Origin of the sequence: Phytoactinopolyspora halophila (genome assembly GCF_003287285.1) — a bacterium.
In the GTDB taxonomy this organism is placed as follows: domain Bacteria; phylum Actinomycetota; class Actinomycetes; order Jiangellales; family Jiangellaceae; genus Phytoactinopolyspora_A; species Phytoactinopolyspora_A halophila.
In genome coordinates, this window is record NZ_QMIG01000010.1 from 40,945 (window position 1) to 58,014 (window position 17,070).

Here is a 17,070-nt window from a genome sequence, read left to right on the forward strand (position 1 = left end):
CATGCCCGGTGGCTGACCCCGCGGCCCGCGGCGGCGGGCCACGATGGTAAAAGTGCAAGCGTGACTTCTGCCGCGAAGCCGACGATCACCGATCTTCTCGAACTCCACGCCTGGACCGTCTTCGACGTCGATCCCGAGGGCAGGGTGCTGGCCGGCTCGGACGCGAATGGTTCGATGCAGCTGGTCGAGCTCGATCCGCAGGGTGCCCGCACGCCGTTGACCGCGCTACCGGGGGCGTGCTCCGGACGGTACCTGCCGGGGCGGCGCACCGTTGTGGTGCAACACGACAATGGTGGCGACGAGTGTTTACAGCTCTCGCTTCTCGACGTCGAACCGCCGCCGTCCACGCCCGCAGGATTGGACGATCTCGAACCCCTGGTGCACGATCCCGCATACGTTCACGCGCTGGTGGACGTCCAGCCCGGTCGCGTGGTGTATCGCACCAACCGCCGCAACGAGATCGACTTCGACGTCATCGTCCGGGAACTCGACAGCGGAGCCGAGCGGGTTCTCTACGACGACGGCGGTTACGTGTCCGAGGTGGATGTTGACGGGGACACGGCTGCGGTCACACTGTTCTCGCTGCAGCCGGCGTCGACGCAGGTGAGGCTGGCCCGAGGCGGTCAGGTGACGGACGTCACGGCCGCCGACGACCACGCCTTGCACACGCCGGTGAGGCTGATCTCCGGCACGGACACCCTCGTGATGTCGTCCAACCACGGGCGGGACTTCCGTGCTGTGGTGAAGGTGGACGGGGCGCAGAATTGGACGACGCTGCTCGCCTCCGACGAGCATGACGTGAGCGCGCGGCCGTCGCCCGACGGTTCCCGGTTGCTGATCATCCGGAATGTCGACGGTGGCGACGAGCTGGCGATCCACGGCCCGGACGGCGAATGGCAGGCCGACATACCGCTCGTCCGGAATGGCGTGGTGACGGCCGCGTGGTCGCAAGATTCCGCGTTTCTTGCCATCGGTGTGGACTCGCCGACGAGCCCGGGTGATGTCTTGCTGTTCGACACCTCCACGGGAGAGCTGCGGACGCTGGTGGACGGGACCGAGCAGATGACGCCGGAGCTGCGCGATGCGCTGATCGATCCCACGAGCGTGCTGGTTCCCGCCCGGGATGGCGAGATGATCCCGTGCTACGTGTACTCTCCGCCCGAGCCGGTGCCCGGCATGTCCGGCTCGGTGGTGATGAACATCCACGGTGGTCCGGAGGCGCAGGCCCGGCGCCAGTTCAGCCCGATCAACCAGGCGCTGGCCGCGGCAGGACACGTCGTGCTCGTGCCGAACGTGCGCGGCTCCACCGGTTACGGCAAGCGCTGGTACTCGATGGACGACGTCCGGCTGCGGCTGGAGGCGGTGCTGGACATCGTCGACATCCGCTCGTGGGTGCCGTCCGTCGGTGGTGATCCGGACCGGATCGCGCTCTATGGGGGCAGCTACGGCGGGTACCTGGTGCTCGCTTGCTTGACGATGCATCCGGGCCTCTGGGCGGCAGGCGTCGACATCGTCGGCATCTCGTCGCTGGTCAGCTTCCTGGAAAACACCTCGCCCTACCGGCGCGCGATTCGCGAGCGGGAATACGGAAGCCTCGAACACGACCGGGAGTTCCTCGTCGAAGCTTCCCCGCTGACGTACCTGCATGCGATGGATACGCCCCTGCTCGTGGTGCACGGCGCGAACGACCCCCGGGTGCCGCTGAGCGAATCCGAGCAGATCAAGGCGGCGCTGGACGAGAAGGGCGTGCCGTGCACGCTGATCGTCTACGACGATGAAGGCCACGGGCTGGCCAAGCGAGCCAACCGGCTCGACGCTTACCCGGCCGCGATGTCTTTCATCGCCGAGCAGGTACGCGCCTGACGACCACCTCGCGCGACAGCACCGGGCACCACCAGCGACGCGCGACGGCGTGGCCACGTGTGGCCGAGCATGGCCGTTCGTGGCAAATTATGGGAACATGTGTTCGTGTCCGGTGCGAGCATCTTGCATGCTGACCTCGACGCGTTCTACGCGTCGGTCGAGCAGCGAGACGAGCCGTCGCTACGGAACCGGCCGGTCATCGTCGGGCACGGCGTCGTGCTCGCGGCGAGCTATGAGGCGAAGGCGTGTGGCGTTCGTACGGCAATGAGCGGGGCTCAGGCTCGCTGGTTGTGCCCGCAGGCGATGGTTGTCGAGCCGAGGATGGCCGCCTACGCGGCCGCGAGCCGGGCCGTTTTCGCGCTCTTTGAACAAGTGACGCCGCTGGTCGAGGGAATCTCGATCGATGAGGCGTTTCTCGACGTGGGTGGATTGCGGCGGATTTCCGGAGCACCCCTCGACATCGCGCGCCAGCTGCGACGACGCGTGCGCGACGAGCTCGGATTGCCGATCACGGTGGGGATCGCCGCGACGAAGTTCCTCGCCAAGGTCGCCAGCGCCGTGGCAAAGCCGGACGGACTGCTGGTCGTCTCACCCGGGCAGGAGCTCGACTTCTTGCACCCGTTGCCGGTAGAGCGGCTCTGGGGTGTCGGCCCGGCGACGGCACGCAAGCTGCGCGCGAAGGGCATGGCAACGGTGGGCGACGTGGCGGCGATGCCCCGCCGGACCCTCGTGTCGGCACTCGGGAGAGCTGCTGGCGACCATCTGCATCGGCTCGCGCAGGGCCAGGACGCACGCCCGGTCCAGACGGGGCGTCGGCGGCGATCGGTGGGTGCGCAGTGCGCCCTGGGCCAACGGCCGCGGCCGTACGACGACGTCGACGCCATCCTGGCAACCCTGCTCGATCGTGTCGGCCGCCGCCTGCGGGCAGGCCGGCGCGTCGGGCACACGGTGATGGTGCGGATGCGTTTCGCCGACTTCTCCCGGGCCACGCGTTCGTCCACGATGTCGCAGGCGACGGACGAGACCGAGTACCTTCTCGCGACGGCGCGGTGGCTCCTCGCGCGGTCGTGGCCGATGGTCGAGGAGAAGGGACTCACGTTGATCGGGGTGGCGGTGACCAATCTTGACGACGCCCGGAACGTCCAGCTGGCGCTGCCGCTGGAGTGTGGCCCCGCGCGTCCTCTCGATGCCGCCCTGGACGAATTGCGTGGTCGCTACGGAGGCGCGGCGGTCACGCGAGCGTCTGGCCTCGGGAGGTCGATGTATGAATCCCCACCGCAGCTGTATGAATGAGCGCGCGTAGTTCCGATTTGCGGCATTTTCGACTATTGTTCCGATCGCTGTTCCGTGAGGGGGTCGGAGCTTGATGAGAGGACGCCACGCACAACGGGGTCGGACGAGGCGGCGTTGGCCGGCTCGCACGGGCGGGACCATCATCGTGCTCGGTTTGCTCGCAGGCGCCGGGTATCTGGTTCGCGATTTCGTATCCGGCGACGAGCAACGGCCGGGCGGCCCGGGCGGCGAGGCCCAGGCGTCCTGTGACGACACCCTGGCGCTCGCAGTGGCGGCGGCGCCCGATATCTTTCCGGCGATCAGCGAGATCGTGCGCGCGTACGAAGCCGAGGACGGACCGTCCGTCGACGGCAGGTGCGTCTCGGTGGACGTGACACCGGTGCCCTCGGCCGAAGCCGTCGAGAGCCTGGACGGCGACGATGCTCCCGACCTGTGGCTGCCCGAGTCGAGCATCTGGCTGCAACGGGCATCGGAGACCGGTGCGCAGCTGGGAGAGAGCCGGTCGATAGCGACGTCCCCGCTCGTGATGGTGGCGCCGCAAGGGGTTGCGGAGGAGCAGCTGGGCTGGCCGGATGCCGAGGTCGCGTGGAGCAACGCGCTGTCGGATGACGTGGCCATGACTATCACCGATCCGATGAGCACGTCCGAAGGCTTGGCGACGTTGCTCGCGGTACAGGCAGCCACCGGTGAGTCTGGGGAATCTCAGACGCAGCTAGTCGAAGCCATGACGACGGTGTCTGACAATACCGTGGCCGACGTCGACGAAGCCTACGGACAGGTCGTGGATGATCCCGCAGCCGCGCCGTTGTTCACGGCCACGGAGCAGTCCGTGGTGGCGCACAACGTGGAACACCCCGACAGCCCGGTGGTCGCCCTGTATCCGGAGGACGGGACGGCCGTCTTCGACTATCCGGCCGCGCTGGTGGGCGCGGACGATGCGGATGCGGCAACGGCGGAAGCGGTCGACGGCGTCGTCGACGCCCTGCGCGACGACGCGGCTGCGGCGGCGTTGGACGATGCCGGATTCCGCGCTCCGGACGGGACCGCAGGTGAGGTGGTCGGCGCCGTGGAGGGTGTCCAGCCACGAATGCCTGACGTGATGGCGAGCCCGGAGCCCGAGACAGTGACCGCAGCGCTTCGGCAATGGGCAGCGTTGTCCCTGGAGATGCGGATGCTGGCGGTCATCGACGTCTCCGGCTCGATGTGGGAGACCGATGGCGGCGAGCAGACCCGCATCGAGCTGGTACGCGACGCCAACCTGGCCGCGCTCGACCTGATACCTCCCACCAGCGATCTCGGCCTGTGGGCGTTCTCCACCGAGGAGGATCCGCCGAACCACTGGCGCGAGCTGGTCGGCATCGGTCCCCTCGACGAGGAGCTCGGCGAGGGGACCCGCCTGGACGCGCTCACCGAGGAGGTGACGGCACTTCCGGACTCCGAGGTCCGCGGCTGGACGGCCCTGTACGAGACCGCGTGGGCGGCGTACCAGGAGGTCAAGGAGAACTACGACCCCAACAAGGTCAACTCGGTGGTCCTGCTCACCGACGGCGAAGACGAGTGGGGGCCGGACCTGTCTCCCGAGATGGACCTCGACACGTTGCTGACGCAGCTCCGCGCGCAGCACGATCCCGCTCGTCCCGTCTTGCTGATCACTATCGGGATCGGGCCGGACGCGGACATGGACGCACTCCGGCAGATATCGGAGGCCACCGGCGCGTCGGCGTATCAGGCCGAGGATCCCGAAGACATCCAGGACATCTTCTTCCGTGCCATGCTCGAACGCCAGTGCCGCCCGAACTGCTGACCCCCGCCGTGATTGGCGGCCGGGACGCCGATCGGTCGAAGCCGAGCCCGCGTCGTCCTTACGGCGTGCGGGGCTGATGCCCGAAGCGCGCCGGCTTCCAGGAGGAGGTGTGGACATAGGGATCGACGTGGCGTCGGGCGTCCGGCTGGGCGGGCGCGGCCTCGATGGCCGGCGCGGCCTCGCCGGCCTCGACCATCCGCTGGATGAGGCGTTCGCGTAGCTCGTCGGCGATGGCGCGATGAGATGGCAGCCCGGCCAGATTGTCCAGCTCGTGGGGGTCGTTCACGACGTCGTAGAGCTCGGTTTCCACATAGCGCGAGGCGCTCGCATCGTGCCAGGGGTCGGCGTCCGGCGCGGTCACGTGGTACTTCCACCGCGACGTCCGGATCACCCGGCCCACCTCGGACTCGCTCACCTGCAGGAACACGTCGTCGGGCCATTCGGCTGCGGGATCTTGTACGAGCGGCAGGAACGAGCGGCCCTGCATGTCGGAGGGGACGTCCAGGCCGGCGGCGTCGAGCAACGTCGGTGGCAGGTCGATGGTGCTCACCGGCTGTTCGATGCGGCGGCCTCCGTCGAACCCGGGCCCGCACAACGCCATCGGCACCCGGATGGATCCGTCGTGACACGAGCGCTTGTACTCGTCATTGCGGGTCTTGAAGTGACAACCATGATCGGACGTGAACGCCACGATGGTGTTGTCCAGGAGGTCCATACTGCGCAGCGCGTCGAGCAGTCGGGCAAATCCCTCGTCGACTCGTCGCACCTGCCCCCAGTAGCCGCCGATGTGGCGATGCGCGGTCCCGCCCTCGGCAGAGAGAGCCGCGAGATCGGGCGGCATCCAGCGTCCCCGGTAGCGTTCCTCGTACCCCACCGGTGCCGGATAGGCGTCGATCTCGTTCTGGTGGTGGGGCTCCACGAGCGAACAGAACAGGAAGAACGGCTCGGGAGGCGACGCGTCGACGCCCGGAGTGCCCGCGTGGTCAGCGACGAACCGGATCGCGGCGTCGTACAGCGCGTCAGTCCGATAACCGGGCAACATGACGGCCTCGCCGTCCTCATCGAAGACGACGGTCCGGTAAGCGTCCGAGGTGAACTCGAGGATGTTCGCGCCCAGCCAGGTGTGGTATCCGCCTCGCTGGTGGGCTGGTACTGGATCGGAGTCGGCTAGATGCCACTTGCCGATGTAGCCGGTGGTGTAGCCCGCGTCGCCGAAGCAGGACGCCAGCGTCCGGCTTTCTTCGGGCAGCGGAATGCCGTTGCGGAAACAGCCCGTCGTCGTGGGATATTGACCGGTCTGCATCGCCGCACGGGCCGGCGCGCACACGGGCTGCGGTGTGAATGCCTGTGCGGCGTGCGTACCGGTCTGCGCCACGTCATCGAACGTTGGCGTGAGATCGAGCGGGTTCCCGTGCGCTCCCGTGCTGTCCCACCGCTGCTGATCGGTGAAGATGACGATGACGTTCGGATGTTGGGGACGGGCCCTGGACATGTATCTCCCTTACTTGAGTCCACTCAATGTGATACCCCGAACGAAGTACCGCTGGGTCAACAGGAACAGCACAACGGTGGGGATGAAGAGAAGGACCGATCCCGCCGCCGTGAGATGCCAGAGCGTGAAGTACTCCTGGTTGAACAGCGTGAGGCCGACGGGGATGGTGCGCATGTCTTCCGTGGTGGTTGCTACGAGTGGCCAGATGAATTCGTTCCACTGGTAGACGAACGTGAAGACTCCTAGCACTGCCATCGCTGGCTTGACCTGGGGCAGGATCACCCTGGCGTAGATCCGCAGCTCGGAGGCCCCGTCGATACGTGCTGCCTGGATGAGATCGTCCGGAATCGGCTGGATGAACTGGCGCATCAGGAAGATGCCGAACGCGTCCATGAGGAACGGCGTGATCAGCGCCTGGTAGGTGTTCAGCCAGCCGAGGTCCGCCATCATCGTGTACAGCGGGATCATCCGCACGAACAGCGGCACCATGAGGGTGGCCAGCAGCAGCATGAACAGGATGTTCTTCAGCGGGAACTGGAACTTGGCGAAGACGTAGCCGACGAGCGGGTCGAACAGCAGGTGCGCGATGGTGATGCCGCCGGTCACGATGGCGCTGTTGAGGATGAAGTTGCCGAACGGTGCGCGCTCGAAGAGTTCCAGGTAGTTGCCGAACTGTGGCTCCTCGGGCAACAGCACCGGATCGGCGGAGAGCGTTTCGGCCTCCGTCTGCAGGGACAGCAGTCCCATGTAGATCAGCGGCACCACGGTGATCGCGGCGGCGAATCCGAGTATCAGGTAGCTTCTGATTCGGGCGCCTGTCGTCATGTGGCGAAGCATCAGTACTGCACCTCTCCCCGGCGGCCGATCCGCAGCTGCACCATCGTGAATGCGACGATCACGATGAGCAGCAAGAAGGACAGCGCCGACGCGTAGCCGAAGTCTCGGGCGGTGAAGGCCACGTTGAACAGATGAAAGACGAATAGGTCCGTGCTGTTCCCCGGTCCGCCGCCGGTGATGATGTACGCCTGGGCGAATGCCTGCAATCCGGTGATCACCATCATGACGGAGACGAACAGGGTGGTCGGTGCCAGCAGCGGCAGCGTGATTCGCCAGAACCGCTGGCGCGGGCTAGCCCCGTCGATGATCGCGGCCTCGTAGTAGACCTCCGGTATGCCCTGCAGCCCGGCCAGGAACAGCACCATCGTGTACCCGACGTTCATCCAGAGGGTGACCCCGATGATGGTCGCCAGGGGGTGCGTGTTGAGCCAGGCCTGGGTCGGCAGTCCCAGGCTGTCCAGTACGCGGTTGAGGATCCCCAGCTGCGGATCGAGGATGTTGCGCCACAACAGGCCCACGATCGCCACCGACGTGAGATACGGAACCAGCAGCGCCGCGCGGAACACCACGCGTCCGCGCAGCGGCTGGTCCACCAGCAGGGCCAGGCCCAGTCCGATGACGATGGCCCCGATCGTTGTTCCGGCGCCGAAGATCAGCGTGATGATGAAGGAGTTCTGTACGGCCTGATCCTGAAACGCCTGGATGTAGTTGTCTAAGCCGGTAAAGGTATCCGCCTGCGGACCGGTCCGTAAGGAGTTCCCGAAGATGTTGATGATCGGGCCGTAAAACATCAGCCCGAAGAAGGCGAACGCCGGCAACAGGAACAGGTAGGCCGTCAGCGCGTACCGGCGAGACATCGACAGCCGCCAGCGGGGCCGGGCGGGTGGCGGAGAGTCGTCGGTGACGGCCGCGTCCGCGTCGCGTAGGTCGGAGTAGCTCATGGCTCAGTCCGCCAGCACCTGCTCCGCCTCGGAGAGGAACGCGTCCAGCGCGTCGTCGGCGGGCGTGTTGTTCATGACGACGTCCTGGTAGAGCGTGTCGAACAGTTCGTCGATCTCGCCGCTCTTGCCCGTCAGGCGCAGGTCCTCCTTGTAGTCGACCGCGTACGGGAAGGCCTTGGCGAATACGGAGTACTGGTCGTTGTCCTGCACCGCAGACGACTCCGCCCACGAGACCCGGGGCATCAGCATTCCGGCCTCGTCGGTGGCTTGCTCTTCCACGTCGAGTGCGGTGAGCCGCTTGATGAGGTCCCACGCGAGGTCCGGATGGGACGCCTGAGCCGGGATGAAGACGCTCGTACCAGCCTGGACCGCGGCCTGTTTCTCCCGGCGGAGTGCGGGCGCGATGCCGAGTTCCAGATCGGGGCTGGTCTCGCGGATCGGAAGGAGGTCCCACGGCCCGGACAGGATCATCGCGGCCCGTTCGGCGGACAACAGCTTCTGCGGACCGGAGTAGTCGGTACCGGGCGTCGGAACGGGCGCAACCTTGTGCTTGTGCACCAGATCGGCCTGGAACTGGAGCGCCTCGACCGCTGCGTCGCGCGGGGTCATCAGCTCCTCGGTCTCCGGATCGTAGTAGCGGACGCCGTTCTGGAGCATCCAGGACCACGCGTAGCTGGCGTCCTGGTTCAACGCGATGCCGTGCACGTCGTCTCCGGTGAGTTCCTTCGCCACCTCCAGCAGGTCGTCCCACGTCTCGGGTGGCTCCAGGCCGGCCGCATCGAACATCGCCTTGTTGTAGAACGGCAGGACGCAGGTCAGGTGCAGCTGGATGCCGTACACCTCGCCCTCGTAGGAGTTCCGGTCGATGGTGGTGGGCTGCCAGTCGTCGGGGAAGCCCATCTCGGCGCCGTCCTCGTCGATGTAGGGCTGCAGCGAGAGCGCGTCGCCACTAATGGCGAACTCCTGCGCCCAACCCGCGTCCTCGACCAGGTCGGGAACGTTCCCGGCTGCGAAGTCGGAGAGCAACCGGGTTCGCATGTCGTCCCATTGGTACTTCTGGAAGTTGACCGTGAGGCCGTGTTCCTCTTCGAACTCCTTGATGACCTCCTCGTAAGCCTCGTACGCGTGCCCGGCGTTCCAGTAGATGGTGAACGTGCCGTCGTCGCCGCCGCTGTCGGCGGCGTCGGCGGTGGTCTCGTCGTCGGGTGCGCCGGCGCCACAACTGGTGGCGAACGATCCGGCCACGCCGGCGAGAGCCCCGGCACCGGTCCAGCGGAGAAGTTGGCGGCGCGTCGGTTGTTGGGTAGCCATGGTGGTGCTCCTTTCGCGACGGTGCGGCGTCGCAGGTCAGGATGTTCCGCGAGGGGCGAAGACCCATGGGGTCGTGAGCTCGCGGCCTGGCGGTGGATCGGATGCCAGGACGCGGTCGAACAGCAACCGGGAGACGTCGGTGAAGTCGTCCGCGGACGGCGGGCCGACGGTGCTCAGCGGCGGCCGGGTGATACGGGTTTCGGGAAGGTTGCCGCAGCCGACGATCGCGACGTCGTCGGGAATGCCGAGGCCGGCATCGCGCGCGGCCCAGACCGAGCTGATGGCCGACCGCGCCGAGGCGGCGAAGATGGCGTCCGGCCTGTCGGGCCGGTTGAGCAACTCGGTGACGGCCTGGTAGGCGGCGACCCGGTCGTCAGCGCCTTCGACGACGAGGCTGTCATCGAACGCGGCGTCATGCCGTTCCCGCGCGGCACGATAGGCACCGAACCGCTCGGATCGCTCGCGAGCGGTGGGATCGTTGACCTCCTCGCGGTGTCCGACGAATGCGATCCGGCGGCGCCCGTTCGCATACAGGTGGTCGAGGGCCTCGCCGCACGCTCCGGCTTCCGGGGCGCGAACGACGTCGAACCCGTTCGGCCGTACCGAGTTGTTCATGGCGACCAGCGGAAGCCCGCCGCGGGCCAGCTCGATGAGCATCTCTTCGGAGAACCACGGCACCTTGGCCGGTCCGATGACGGCGGCGTCGGCGATGCGCTGCTGCAGGAGAGTTGCCGTCTTGGCGGCGCGCTCGGCCGAGTCGACCACCATGGTGATGACGCCGTAGCCGGCTTCGTCAGCCGTGGCGTGCAGGTCGCGAGCGAGCTGGTCGTTCGTCGGGACGCCGATGGAGTCGACGATGAGGCAAATCTGCTCGGTCTTGCGACGGCGCAAGCTCTGGGCCGCCCGGTTGGGCGAGTAGTCCAGCTGCCGGGCTGCGGCCAGGACCCGATCCCGGGTGGTGGCCGGTATCCGATCGCTCATGCGGCCGTTCATGACGTAGGACACCGTCGCCACCGAAACCCCGGCCAACGCGGCGACGTCCCGGGACGTCCATCGACGAGACATGCTTATACGTTTATGCATAGATAGCTCTCTGTCAATAGTTTGCTATATCTATGCTGTTCACCTGCGGAGTCACATGATCGCTGGGTGAGTTTAATCGAATCAACATGCGGTTGGCTTGAAGGCGCGGGGCCGCCGGAATAATGAGCTCGGTGGCGGTTGATCCGGCTGGCCGCCGCGTGATCCTCACCCGAACGGGTATCGCAAACGGCATGTGCCCGTGCAGGTTTGGGAGGAAGCATGGCTGGAACGGTTGGCGACTACGTCCTGCAGCGACTCCGCGAATGGGGTGTGGAGTACGTTTTCGGCTACCCCGGTGACGGCGTAAACGACATCGTGGCCGCGTTCGGCCGGGCCGACGACGATCCCGATTCATCCAGTCGCGACACGAGGAGATGTCGGCGTTTCAGGCGGTGGGTCACGCGAAGTTCAGCGGCACGGTCGGTGTGTGCCTCTCGACGTCCGGGCCCGGGGCAGTGCACCTGCTGAACGGGCTGTACGACGCCAAACTCGACCACGTGCCCGTCGTCGCCGTGGTCGGACAGACCGCGCGCACCGCGATGGGCGGGAGCTACCAGCAAGAAGTAGATCTGCAGACCCTGTTCAAGGACGTGGCGTCGGAGTACCTGGTCGAGGTCAACGTTCCCGAACAATTGCCCAACGCCCTCGACCGTGCCATCCGCACTGCCCAGTCCCGGCAGGCGCCGACGGTGGTGATCATCCCCTCCGACGTTCAGGAGGAGCCATACGTCTCACCCCAGCATGAGTTCGCTCACGTCCCATCGAGCCCACCGAGCTCCTCCAGGTCGGTCATGGTTCCACCGGACGACGAGGTGGCTGCGGCGGCCGAGGTGCTGAACGCGGGTGAGAAGGTGGCGATCCTGGTCGGCCAGGGTGCCCGCAACGCAGCCGAGGAAGTCGTGCTCGTCGCCGACACGACGGGAGCAGGCGTGGCGAAGGCACTGCTGGGCAAGGACGTGCTGTCGGACACCCTCCCGTACGTGACCGGTGCCATCGGCCTGCTGGGAACGCGCCCCAGCTACGAGCTGATGCGAGATTGCGACACCCTGCTCATCGTCGGGTCCAATCTTCCGTACTCGCAGTACCTGCCGGAGTTCGGCCAGGCGCGTGCCGTTCAGATCGACATTGACGGAAGCATGATCGGGCTGCGGTACCCCACGGAGGTGAACCTCGTCGGCGAGGCCAAGGCAACGCTGCGCATGCTGCTGCCGTTGCTGGAGCGCAAGGAGGATCGCTCGTGGCGCACCTTCGTCGAGGGCGAAGTGGCTTCCTGGTGGTCGACGCTAGAGCAGCAAGCCATGCTCGAAGCGCGCCCGGTGAACCCCATGCGCGTGGTGCACGAGCTGTCCGAGCAGGTCCCGGACGACGCGGTCGTCACGGCAGATTCGGGCTCCTCGACGAACTGGTACGCGCGCAACCTGCGGATGCGTGGGAGGATGCGCGGCTCGCTGTCCGGGACGCTTGCCAGCATGGGCGCCGGCGTGCCGTATGCCATCGGGGCCAAGTTCGCCTACCCGGAGCGGCCGGTCATCGCGCTGGTGGGAGACGGCGCGATGCAGATGAACGGCCTGGCCGAGCTGCTCACCATCGCCAGCTACCGGGGCCGATGGGAAGATCCGCGGCTGGTGGTGTGTGTCTTCCACAACAACGATCTCAACCAGGTGACGTGGGAATTGCGCGCGTTGGGTGGCGCTCCCAAGTTCGAGGAGTCGCAGAACCTCCCGGACGTGTCGTATGCCCAGTTCGCTACGGAGCTCGGCTTGGAGGGCCTCACCGTCGACGCGCCGGACCAGCTGGCCAGCGCGTGGGATCGGGTGCTGACGGCGGACCGCCCGGCCGTGCTGGATGTCGCGTGTGACCCGGCGGTGCCCCCGATTCCGCCGTCGGCCACGTTCGATCAGATGACGTCGACCACACAGGCGCTCCTGAAGGGCGATCCTGAAGCCTGGCGTGTCCTGGTGCAGGGAACGAAGACCAAACTGCAGGAGGCGGTTCCCTCCATCAGGAAGCCGGGCAGTTCCCGATAGGTGCAGCTGGCCCAGGCCACTTTTGTCGAACTGGCACTGTTACCGGGCCAGTCGATAGCTCACGATAGTCCTCGGATCATCACGCCCTGACGAGAGGACGATCATGTGGCTGCACGCGGGCGCGCTGCACGAGCTCGCCCACCGGCTTGCCGAGCGCGGACCGGCCGCCGTCGAAGACGAGCTCGCCGAGCTGGAAGCCGTGGCCTCGGCGGCAGGGGTCAGCTCGGTATTGCTCGCGATCATGGGGGACGGGCGCGAGCCCGCCATCGCCCGGCAGCGTGCCTTCGCGCAGGTTGTCGCGCGGCTGAACTGGCCGCGGGAGATAACTCTGCCCGGCAGCAGCCAGGTACCGGAGCGCCCCGCAGGTGGTAGGGTCGCCACCCCATGAAGCATCTCGGCATCCTCGCGCACAGCATCGAGGGGGCGGCGCTGTGCATGCGGGCGTTCTGCCAGCATGGATCCTCCGAGATTGGAACGCACCTCCACCCGGACGTCACCCTTGACTGCATCGCAATGGGGCACAGCATGCCGGCATGGGACGCCGGAGATCATGCCAGCATCCGCACGACGCTCGCGACCAGTGTGGAACGTCTCGCAGCCGCCGGTGCCGACTTCTTTGCCTGCCCGGACAACACCGCGCACCTGGCGCTGGAGGCCGACGGGAACACCCTCGCGCTGCCAGGACTGCACATCGCCGACGTCGTCGCGGCACGGGCGGCACGAACGGGATGCCACAAGGTGGGCGTGCTCGGAACGACGTACACGATGGATGGTGATCTGTATCCGCGTGCACTGTCCCGGCACGGTATCGAGGCGATGGTCCCCGGAGCCCGCGACAGGGAAACCATCAACGGCATCATCTTCGACGAACTGGTAGAGGGAATCTTTACCGACGCGTCGCGGGCGCGCTATGTCGAGATCATCGCCGAGCTCGAACAGCGGGGATGCGACGCGGTAGCGCTCGTCTGTACGGAGATCCCGTTGCTCGTCGACGCCGCGTCGTCACCGCTTCCAATCCTGGATTCGACCCGGCTGCTCGCGCGGGCCGCGTTCGACGTCGCGGTGGGCAATCGACCGATGCCGGAATGGCGCGGAGGCCCCGCGTGAGTGTCATCTCGTCGCTGGCGCCATGCTGATCTCGGCGAGCAGCGATTCGGGGTCACGGGCCAACGCCAGGTCACCGAGGGACACCACGCCGAGCGGGCGGCCGTTCTCGTCGACGACGGGTAGCCTGCGTACGGCCCGCCCGCGCATGAGGTTGATGGCCTCGTCGAACGGTGTCACCGGCGTCACGACGGCGATCGCCTCGCTGCAGATGCCGCCGATCGTGGTCTCGTTCGGATCGGCACGCTCGGCGAGGACGCGAATCGCGATGTCCCGATCGGTGACGATGCCGTGGAGCACGTCCTGCTCGACCACGAGGACGTCGCCGACGTTCGCGTCGCGCATGGCCCGCGCGGCGTCGACGATGGATGTGGCCCCAGGAAGCGCGACGATGTCCGTGGCCATGACGTCACCTACCGTCTGGTCCCCGACGCCCGCGGCCAGTTCTCCCGCGTAAGACTCGGGATCGTCATCGGCCGGTGGCTCGGGTGCGCGCCATTCCTCGGCACGGACCAGCCGATCCGCCTGTTCCAGACCGTGCAGCTCATGCTTGAGTTCTTGATCCTGCCGGGGACCGTGCTTGTCGCTTCCACGCTCGGCCATCGGATCTCCCTTCCGTCCTGTTTCCCGGCGAGGTGGGCCTCGTCGGAAGCCGTCGTGTGCTAGATACCCAGGACGGGCAGGACGAATCGAGCGTGACCCTCACAAATCCAGCCGCATCCGCGGACGTGCCGGGTAGGGGCGGGCGACCTCGGTGAATCCGGCGCTCGTGTACACGGACAGCGGGCCGAAGTACAGCTCGGCTGCGGAGACGGATGTGCGGGCGGACGGGTCGACGGCATAGGCCTCGATCGTTCTGGCGTCGTGGGCACGAGCCAGGTCGATCGCGCCCTGCAAGAGCGCCGAGGTCATGCCACGGCGGCGATGGCCGACGGTGACGACGAAACACGTCACCGACCACACCCCGTCGTCATCGCCGGATCCCGCGAGCGGGGAACGACGCAGACGCGGGTACGAGCTCTTCCGAGCGATCGCGCACCACCCGACGGGCGTGCCGTCCGTGTAGGCGAGAACACCGGGCGGTACGTCTTGTCGGCACACCTGCTCGCGCAGCATCTCCCGCCGCGTGTCGACCGTCGACGCGTGCCAGTCTTTCCTGCGCATCATAAAGTACTGGCACCAGCATCGCGACGGGTCGCCGCGGGTACCCATGACGGCGGCGACGTCCTCCCACCGGTCCGCCGTCGCCGGTTGCACCGTATACATCGTCGCTCCTCAAAATCCGATGGGAATTCCCCACATCGGTCGATCAGACTGTGATGAGCGGTCATGCGTCAAGGAGGTTCCGTGCACGTCGAGGAGGAAAGCCCGTACCGGCTCCGGATCGAACGTCGAGAAGGCATGCGCGTTCCGGGTATCGTCTTCGCGTCGCGGGCGCTCATTCCCGAACCGGCGCAGGACAAGTCGCTCACGCAGGTGGCCGCGGTGGCGACGTTGCCTGGCATCGTCGGTGCATCGTACGCGATGCCGGACGTGCACTGGGGGTATGGCTTTCCCATCGGCGGTGTCGCCGCTACCGATGTTGCGGAGGGTGGGGTCGTCTCCCCGGGCGGCGTGGGGTTCGACATCTCCTGCGGAGTGCGGTTGCTCGCGGCCGACGTGGATCGCGCTCGGATCGCCCCGGTCATTGACACCTTGATGGATCGCCTCGACGAGTCCACGCCACGCGGGCTCGGCCGGGGAGCGGTCTGGCACGTGCGCGATCCGGAGAAGGAGCTTCGGGCCGTATTACGTGACGGCGCGGGCTACCTCGTCGATCGCGGGTACGGAGTCCAGCGTGATCTCGACCGCTGCGAGGATCGCGGCGGTGTCGCCGACGCGGCGCCGGAGCACGTGAGTTCCCGGGCCATCGAGCGGGGTCGTGATCAGCTCGGCAGCCTCGGGTCCGGCAACCACTTTCTCGAGGTGCAGGCCGTGGACGAGATCTACGACGAGTCGGCTGCGGCAGCGTTTGGCCTGCGCATGGGCCAGGTATGCGTGATGATCCACTGCGGTTCCCGGGGTCTCGGACACCAGGTGTGCACCGATCACGTGCGGACCATGGAGAAGGCGATGCGTCGGTACGGCATCCAGGTGCCGGATCGGCAGCTCGCGTGTGTTCCCGTCGAGTCGCCGGAAGGCGAGGCGTACATGGGAGCCATGGCCGCGGCGGCCAACTACGGCCGGGCCAACCGGCACCTGCTCGGTAATGCCGTGCGGCACGCGTTCGAATCAGTCGTCGGTGCCGGCGTGGACCTGGTCTATGACATCTCGCACAATCTCGCCAAGCTCGAGAACCACGAGGTCGACGGCTCCCGGCGCAGCCTGTGCGTGCACCGCAAGGGAGCGACCCGGGCGCTGCCGCCCGGACACGCCGAACTTCCCGACGATCTCGATCCGGTCGGCCAGCCGGTGCTGATCCCCGGGACGATGGGTACGTCGTCGTACGTGCTGGCCGGTGTGCCGGGCGGGGACGCCTTCTTTTCCACCTGTCATGGCGCGGGGCGTGCGCAGAGCCGGCACCAGGCTGCACGCGGCACCAGCGGGCGGTTGCTTCGCGACCAGCTACAGGACCGGGGGATCAGGGTGCGCGGAGCGTCGTGGCGCGGGCTCGCCGAGGAGACCCCGACGGCGTACAAGGACGTTTCCGAGGTCGTGGCGGCCAGCGAGGGCGCGGGCCTGTGCCGCACCGTGGCGCGGCTGGTGCCGCTGGGCGTCGTCAAGGGATAGGTCGTCGTGGGCGGTGGCGTGGGATCGCTGGCTGCGTCAGATGTCGATGGTGACCGAGCAGATCCATTGATCGTCCTGCTTTGCCACGCTCAGTTCGTGTAACGCCACCGCCTTCGGAACGGCACCCATGGTGGCGACCGCTTCCGTCCGGACCATCGACAGCCGTGCCAGCAGACCCGATGAGTCCTCGTGGACGGCCACGTTTCGGGGTATCTCACCGTGGGCGTCCATGCGGTAGATGATCTCGTCGAGAAGGGCGACGAGCTGGTCCTCGGCGGGGCCGCTGGGAATCGCGAATTCGCGTACCCCCGCCGCCTCTGCCCGTGTCAGGTCGGCAAAGCTCCCCACCAGGGCGTGTGCGGCTTCGCCGAGGCACCCGGTGAGGGCGGGCGACCACGCCTCGATTCGAAGATCGGCGGTGTGTGGCACGACGTGATGTCCGCTCGGCGGCGCTGGCTGGCTCTCGCGGGTCCTGTCGTTCCTCACGCCTCCATTGTGTACGCATGCTGTGCAGGGGTGCCGGTTGTGGCGCTCGACGGCCGTCGT

14 protein-coding genes and 1 pseudogene are annotated in these 17,070 nt (G+C 67.1%); 7 read left to right on the forward strand and 8 right to left on the reverse strand.

Annotated features, from left to right (window positions below; genetic code table 11):
• The first annotated feature begins 60 nt into the window (after positions 1-60).
• The 3 genes from DPM12_RS11455 to DPM12_RS11465 all read left to right on the forward strand — a co-directional run bounded on the left by DPM12_RS11455 (position 61) and on the right by DPM12_RS11465 (position 4,960).
• Positions 61-1,863 (forward strand): S9 family peptidase, encoded by a 1,803-nt coding sequence (locus tag DPM12_RS11455; RefSeq protein ID WP_211658834.1) that lies wholly within the window; start codon positions 61-63, stop codon positions 1,861-1,863.
• A gap of 69 nt (positions 1,864-1,932) precedes the next feature.
• The gene (gene dinB, locus DPM12_RS11460; RefSeq protein ID WP_112258459.1) at positions 1,933-3,156 is read left to right on the forward strand and encodes a DNA polymerase IV; all 1,224 of its coding nucleotides are present in this window, start codon (positions 1,933-1,935) and stop codon (positions 3,154-3,156) included.
• Between the two features lie 145 nt (positions 3,157-3,301).
• The gene (locus DPM12_RS11465; protein WP_164465314.1) at positions 3,302-4,960 is read left to right on the forward strand and encodes a substrate-binding and VWA domain-containing protein; all 1,659 of its coding nucleotides are present in this window, start codon (positions 3,302-3,304) and stop codon (positions 4,958-4,960) included.
• Between the two features lie 58 nt (positions 4,961-5,018).
• Here DPM12_RS11465 and DPM12_RS11470 read toward each other — a convergent pair whose 3' ends face one another.
• The 5 genes from DPM12_RS11470 to DPM12_RS11490 are packed head-to-tail and all read right to left on the reverse strand — an operon-like array spanning position 5,019 to position 10,606.
• A complete protein-coding gene (locus DPM12_RS11470) occupies positions 5,019-6,452 on the reverse strand; it encodes a sulfatase family protein (RefSeq protein ID WP_112258461.1) in 1,434 nt (477 codons plus the stop codon).
• A 9-nt stretch (positions 6,453-6,461) separates the two neighbouring features.
• Positions 6,462-7,277, reverse strand: coding sequence for a carbohydrate ABC transporter permease (locus DPM12_RS11475; protein ID WP_112258550.1), 816 nt, complete (start codon positions 7,275-7,277; stop codon positions 6,462-6,464).
• Positions 7,278-7,288: 11 nt separating this feature from the next.
• Positions 7,289-8,230 carry a carbohydrate ABC transporter permease gene (locus tag DPM12_RS11480; protein ID WP_211658840.1) on the reverse strand — a complete coding sequence of 314 codons (942 nt, stop codon included), beginning with the start codon at positions 8,228-8,230 and terminating at the stop codon, positions 7,289-7,291.
• A gap of 3 nt (positions 8,231-8,233) precedes the next feature.
• Positions 8,234-9,541, reverse strand: coding sequence for an extracellular solute-binding protein (locus DPM12_RS11485; protein WP_112258462.1), 1,308 nt, complete (start codon positions 9,539-9,541; stop codon positions 8,234-8,236).
• Positions 9,542-9,577: 36 nt separating this feature from the next.
• Positions 9,578-10,606, reverse strand: coding sequence for a LacI family DNA-binding transcriptional regulator (locus DPM12_RS11490; protein WP_112258463.1), 1,029 nt, complete (start codon positions 10,604-10,606; stop codon positions 9,578-9,580).
• Positions 10,607-10,843: 237 nt separating this feature from the next.
• On the opposite strand from DPM12_RS11490, the pseudogene DPM12_RS11495 reads away from it, so the two are divergent.
• From DPM12_RS11495 to DPM12_RS11505, 3 genes and pseudogenes are all read left to right on the forward strand, one after another.
• Positions 10,844-12,651: pseudogene (locus DPM12_RS11495) on the forward strand (thiamine pyrophosphate-requiring protein).
• A 103-nt stretch (positions 12,652-12,754) separates the two neighbouring features.
• A complete protein-coding gene (locus tag DPM12_RS11500; protein ID WP_112258464.1) occupies positions 12,755-13,039 on the forward strand; it encodes a hypothetical protein in 285 nt (94 codons plus the stop codon).
• Positions 13,036-13,758 (forward strand): aspartate/glutamate racemase family protein, encoded by a 723-nt coding sequence (locus DPM12_RS11505; RefSeq protein ID WP_112258465.1) that lies wholly within the window; start codon positions 13,036-13,038, stop codon positions 13,756-13,758. Before DPM12_RS11500 ends, DPM12_RS11505 begins: the two co-directional genes overlap by 4 nt.
• A 3-nt stretch (positions 13,759-13,761) precedes the next feature.
• On the opposite strand, the gene DPM12_RS11510 is transcribed toward DPM12_RS11505, so the two are convergent.
• Together DPM12_RS11510 and DPM12_RS11515 are read right to left on the reverse strand one after the other, a co-directional pair.
• Positions 13,762-14,358 (reverse strand): CBS domain-containing protein, encoded by a 597-nt coding sequence (locus tag DPM12_RS11510; protein WP_211658844.1) that lies wholly within the window; start codon positions 14,356-14,358, stop codon positions 13,762-13,764.
• 99 nt (positions 14,359-14,457) lie between these two features.
• The gene (locus DPM12_RS11515) at positions 14,458-15,021 is read right to left on the reverse strand and encodes a GNAT family N-acetyltransferase (protein WP_112258466.1); all 564 of its coding nucleotides are present in this window, start codon (positions 15,019-15,021) and stop codon (positions 14,458-14,460) included.
• An 81-nt stretch (positions 15,022-15,102) separates the two neighbouring features.
• Here DPM12_RS11515 and DPM12_RS11520 point away from each other — a divergent pair, with 81 nt between their 5' ends.
• The gene (locus DPM12_RS11520) at positions 15,103-16,524 is read left to right on the forward strand and encodes an RtcB family protein (protein WP_112258553.1); all 1,422 of its coding nucleotides are present in this window, start codon (positions 15,103-15,105) and stop codon (positions 16,522-16,524) included.
• Positions 16,525-16,560: 36 nt separating this feature from the next.
• On the opposite strand, the gene DPM12_RS11525 is transcribed toward DPM12_RS11520, so the two are convergent.
• Positions 16,561-17,010 carry an archease gene (locus DPM12_RS11525; RefSeq protein WP_112258467.1) on the reverse strand — a complete coding sequence of 150 codons (450 nt, stop codon included), beginning with the start codon at positions 17,008-17,010 and terminating at the stop codon, positions 16,561-16,563.
• Positions 17,011-17,070 lie beyond the last annotated feature (60 nt).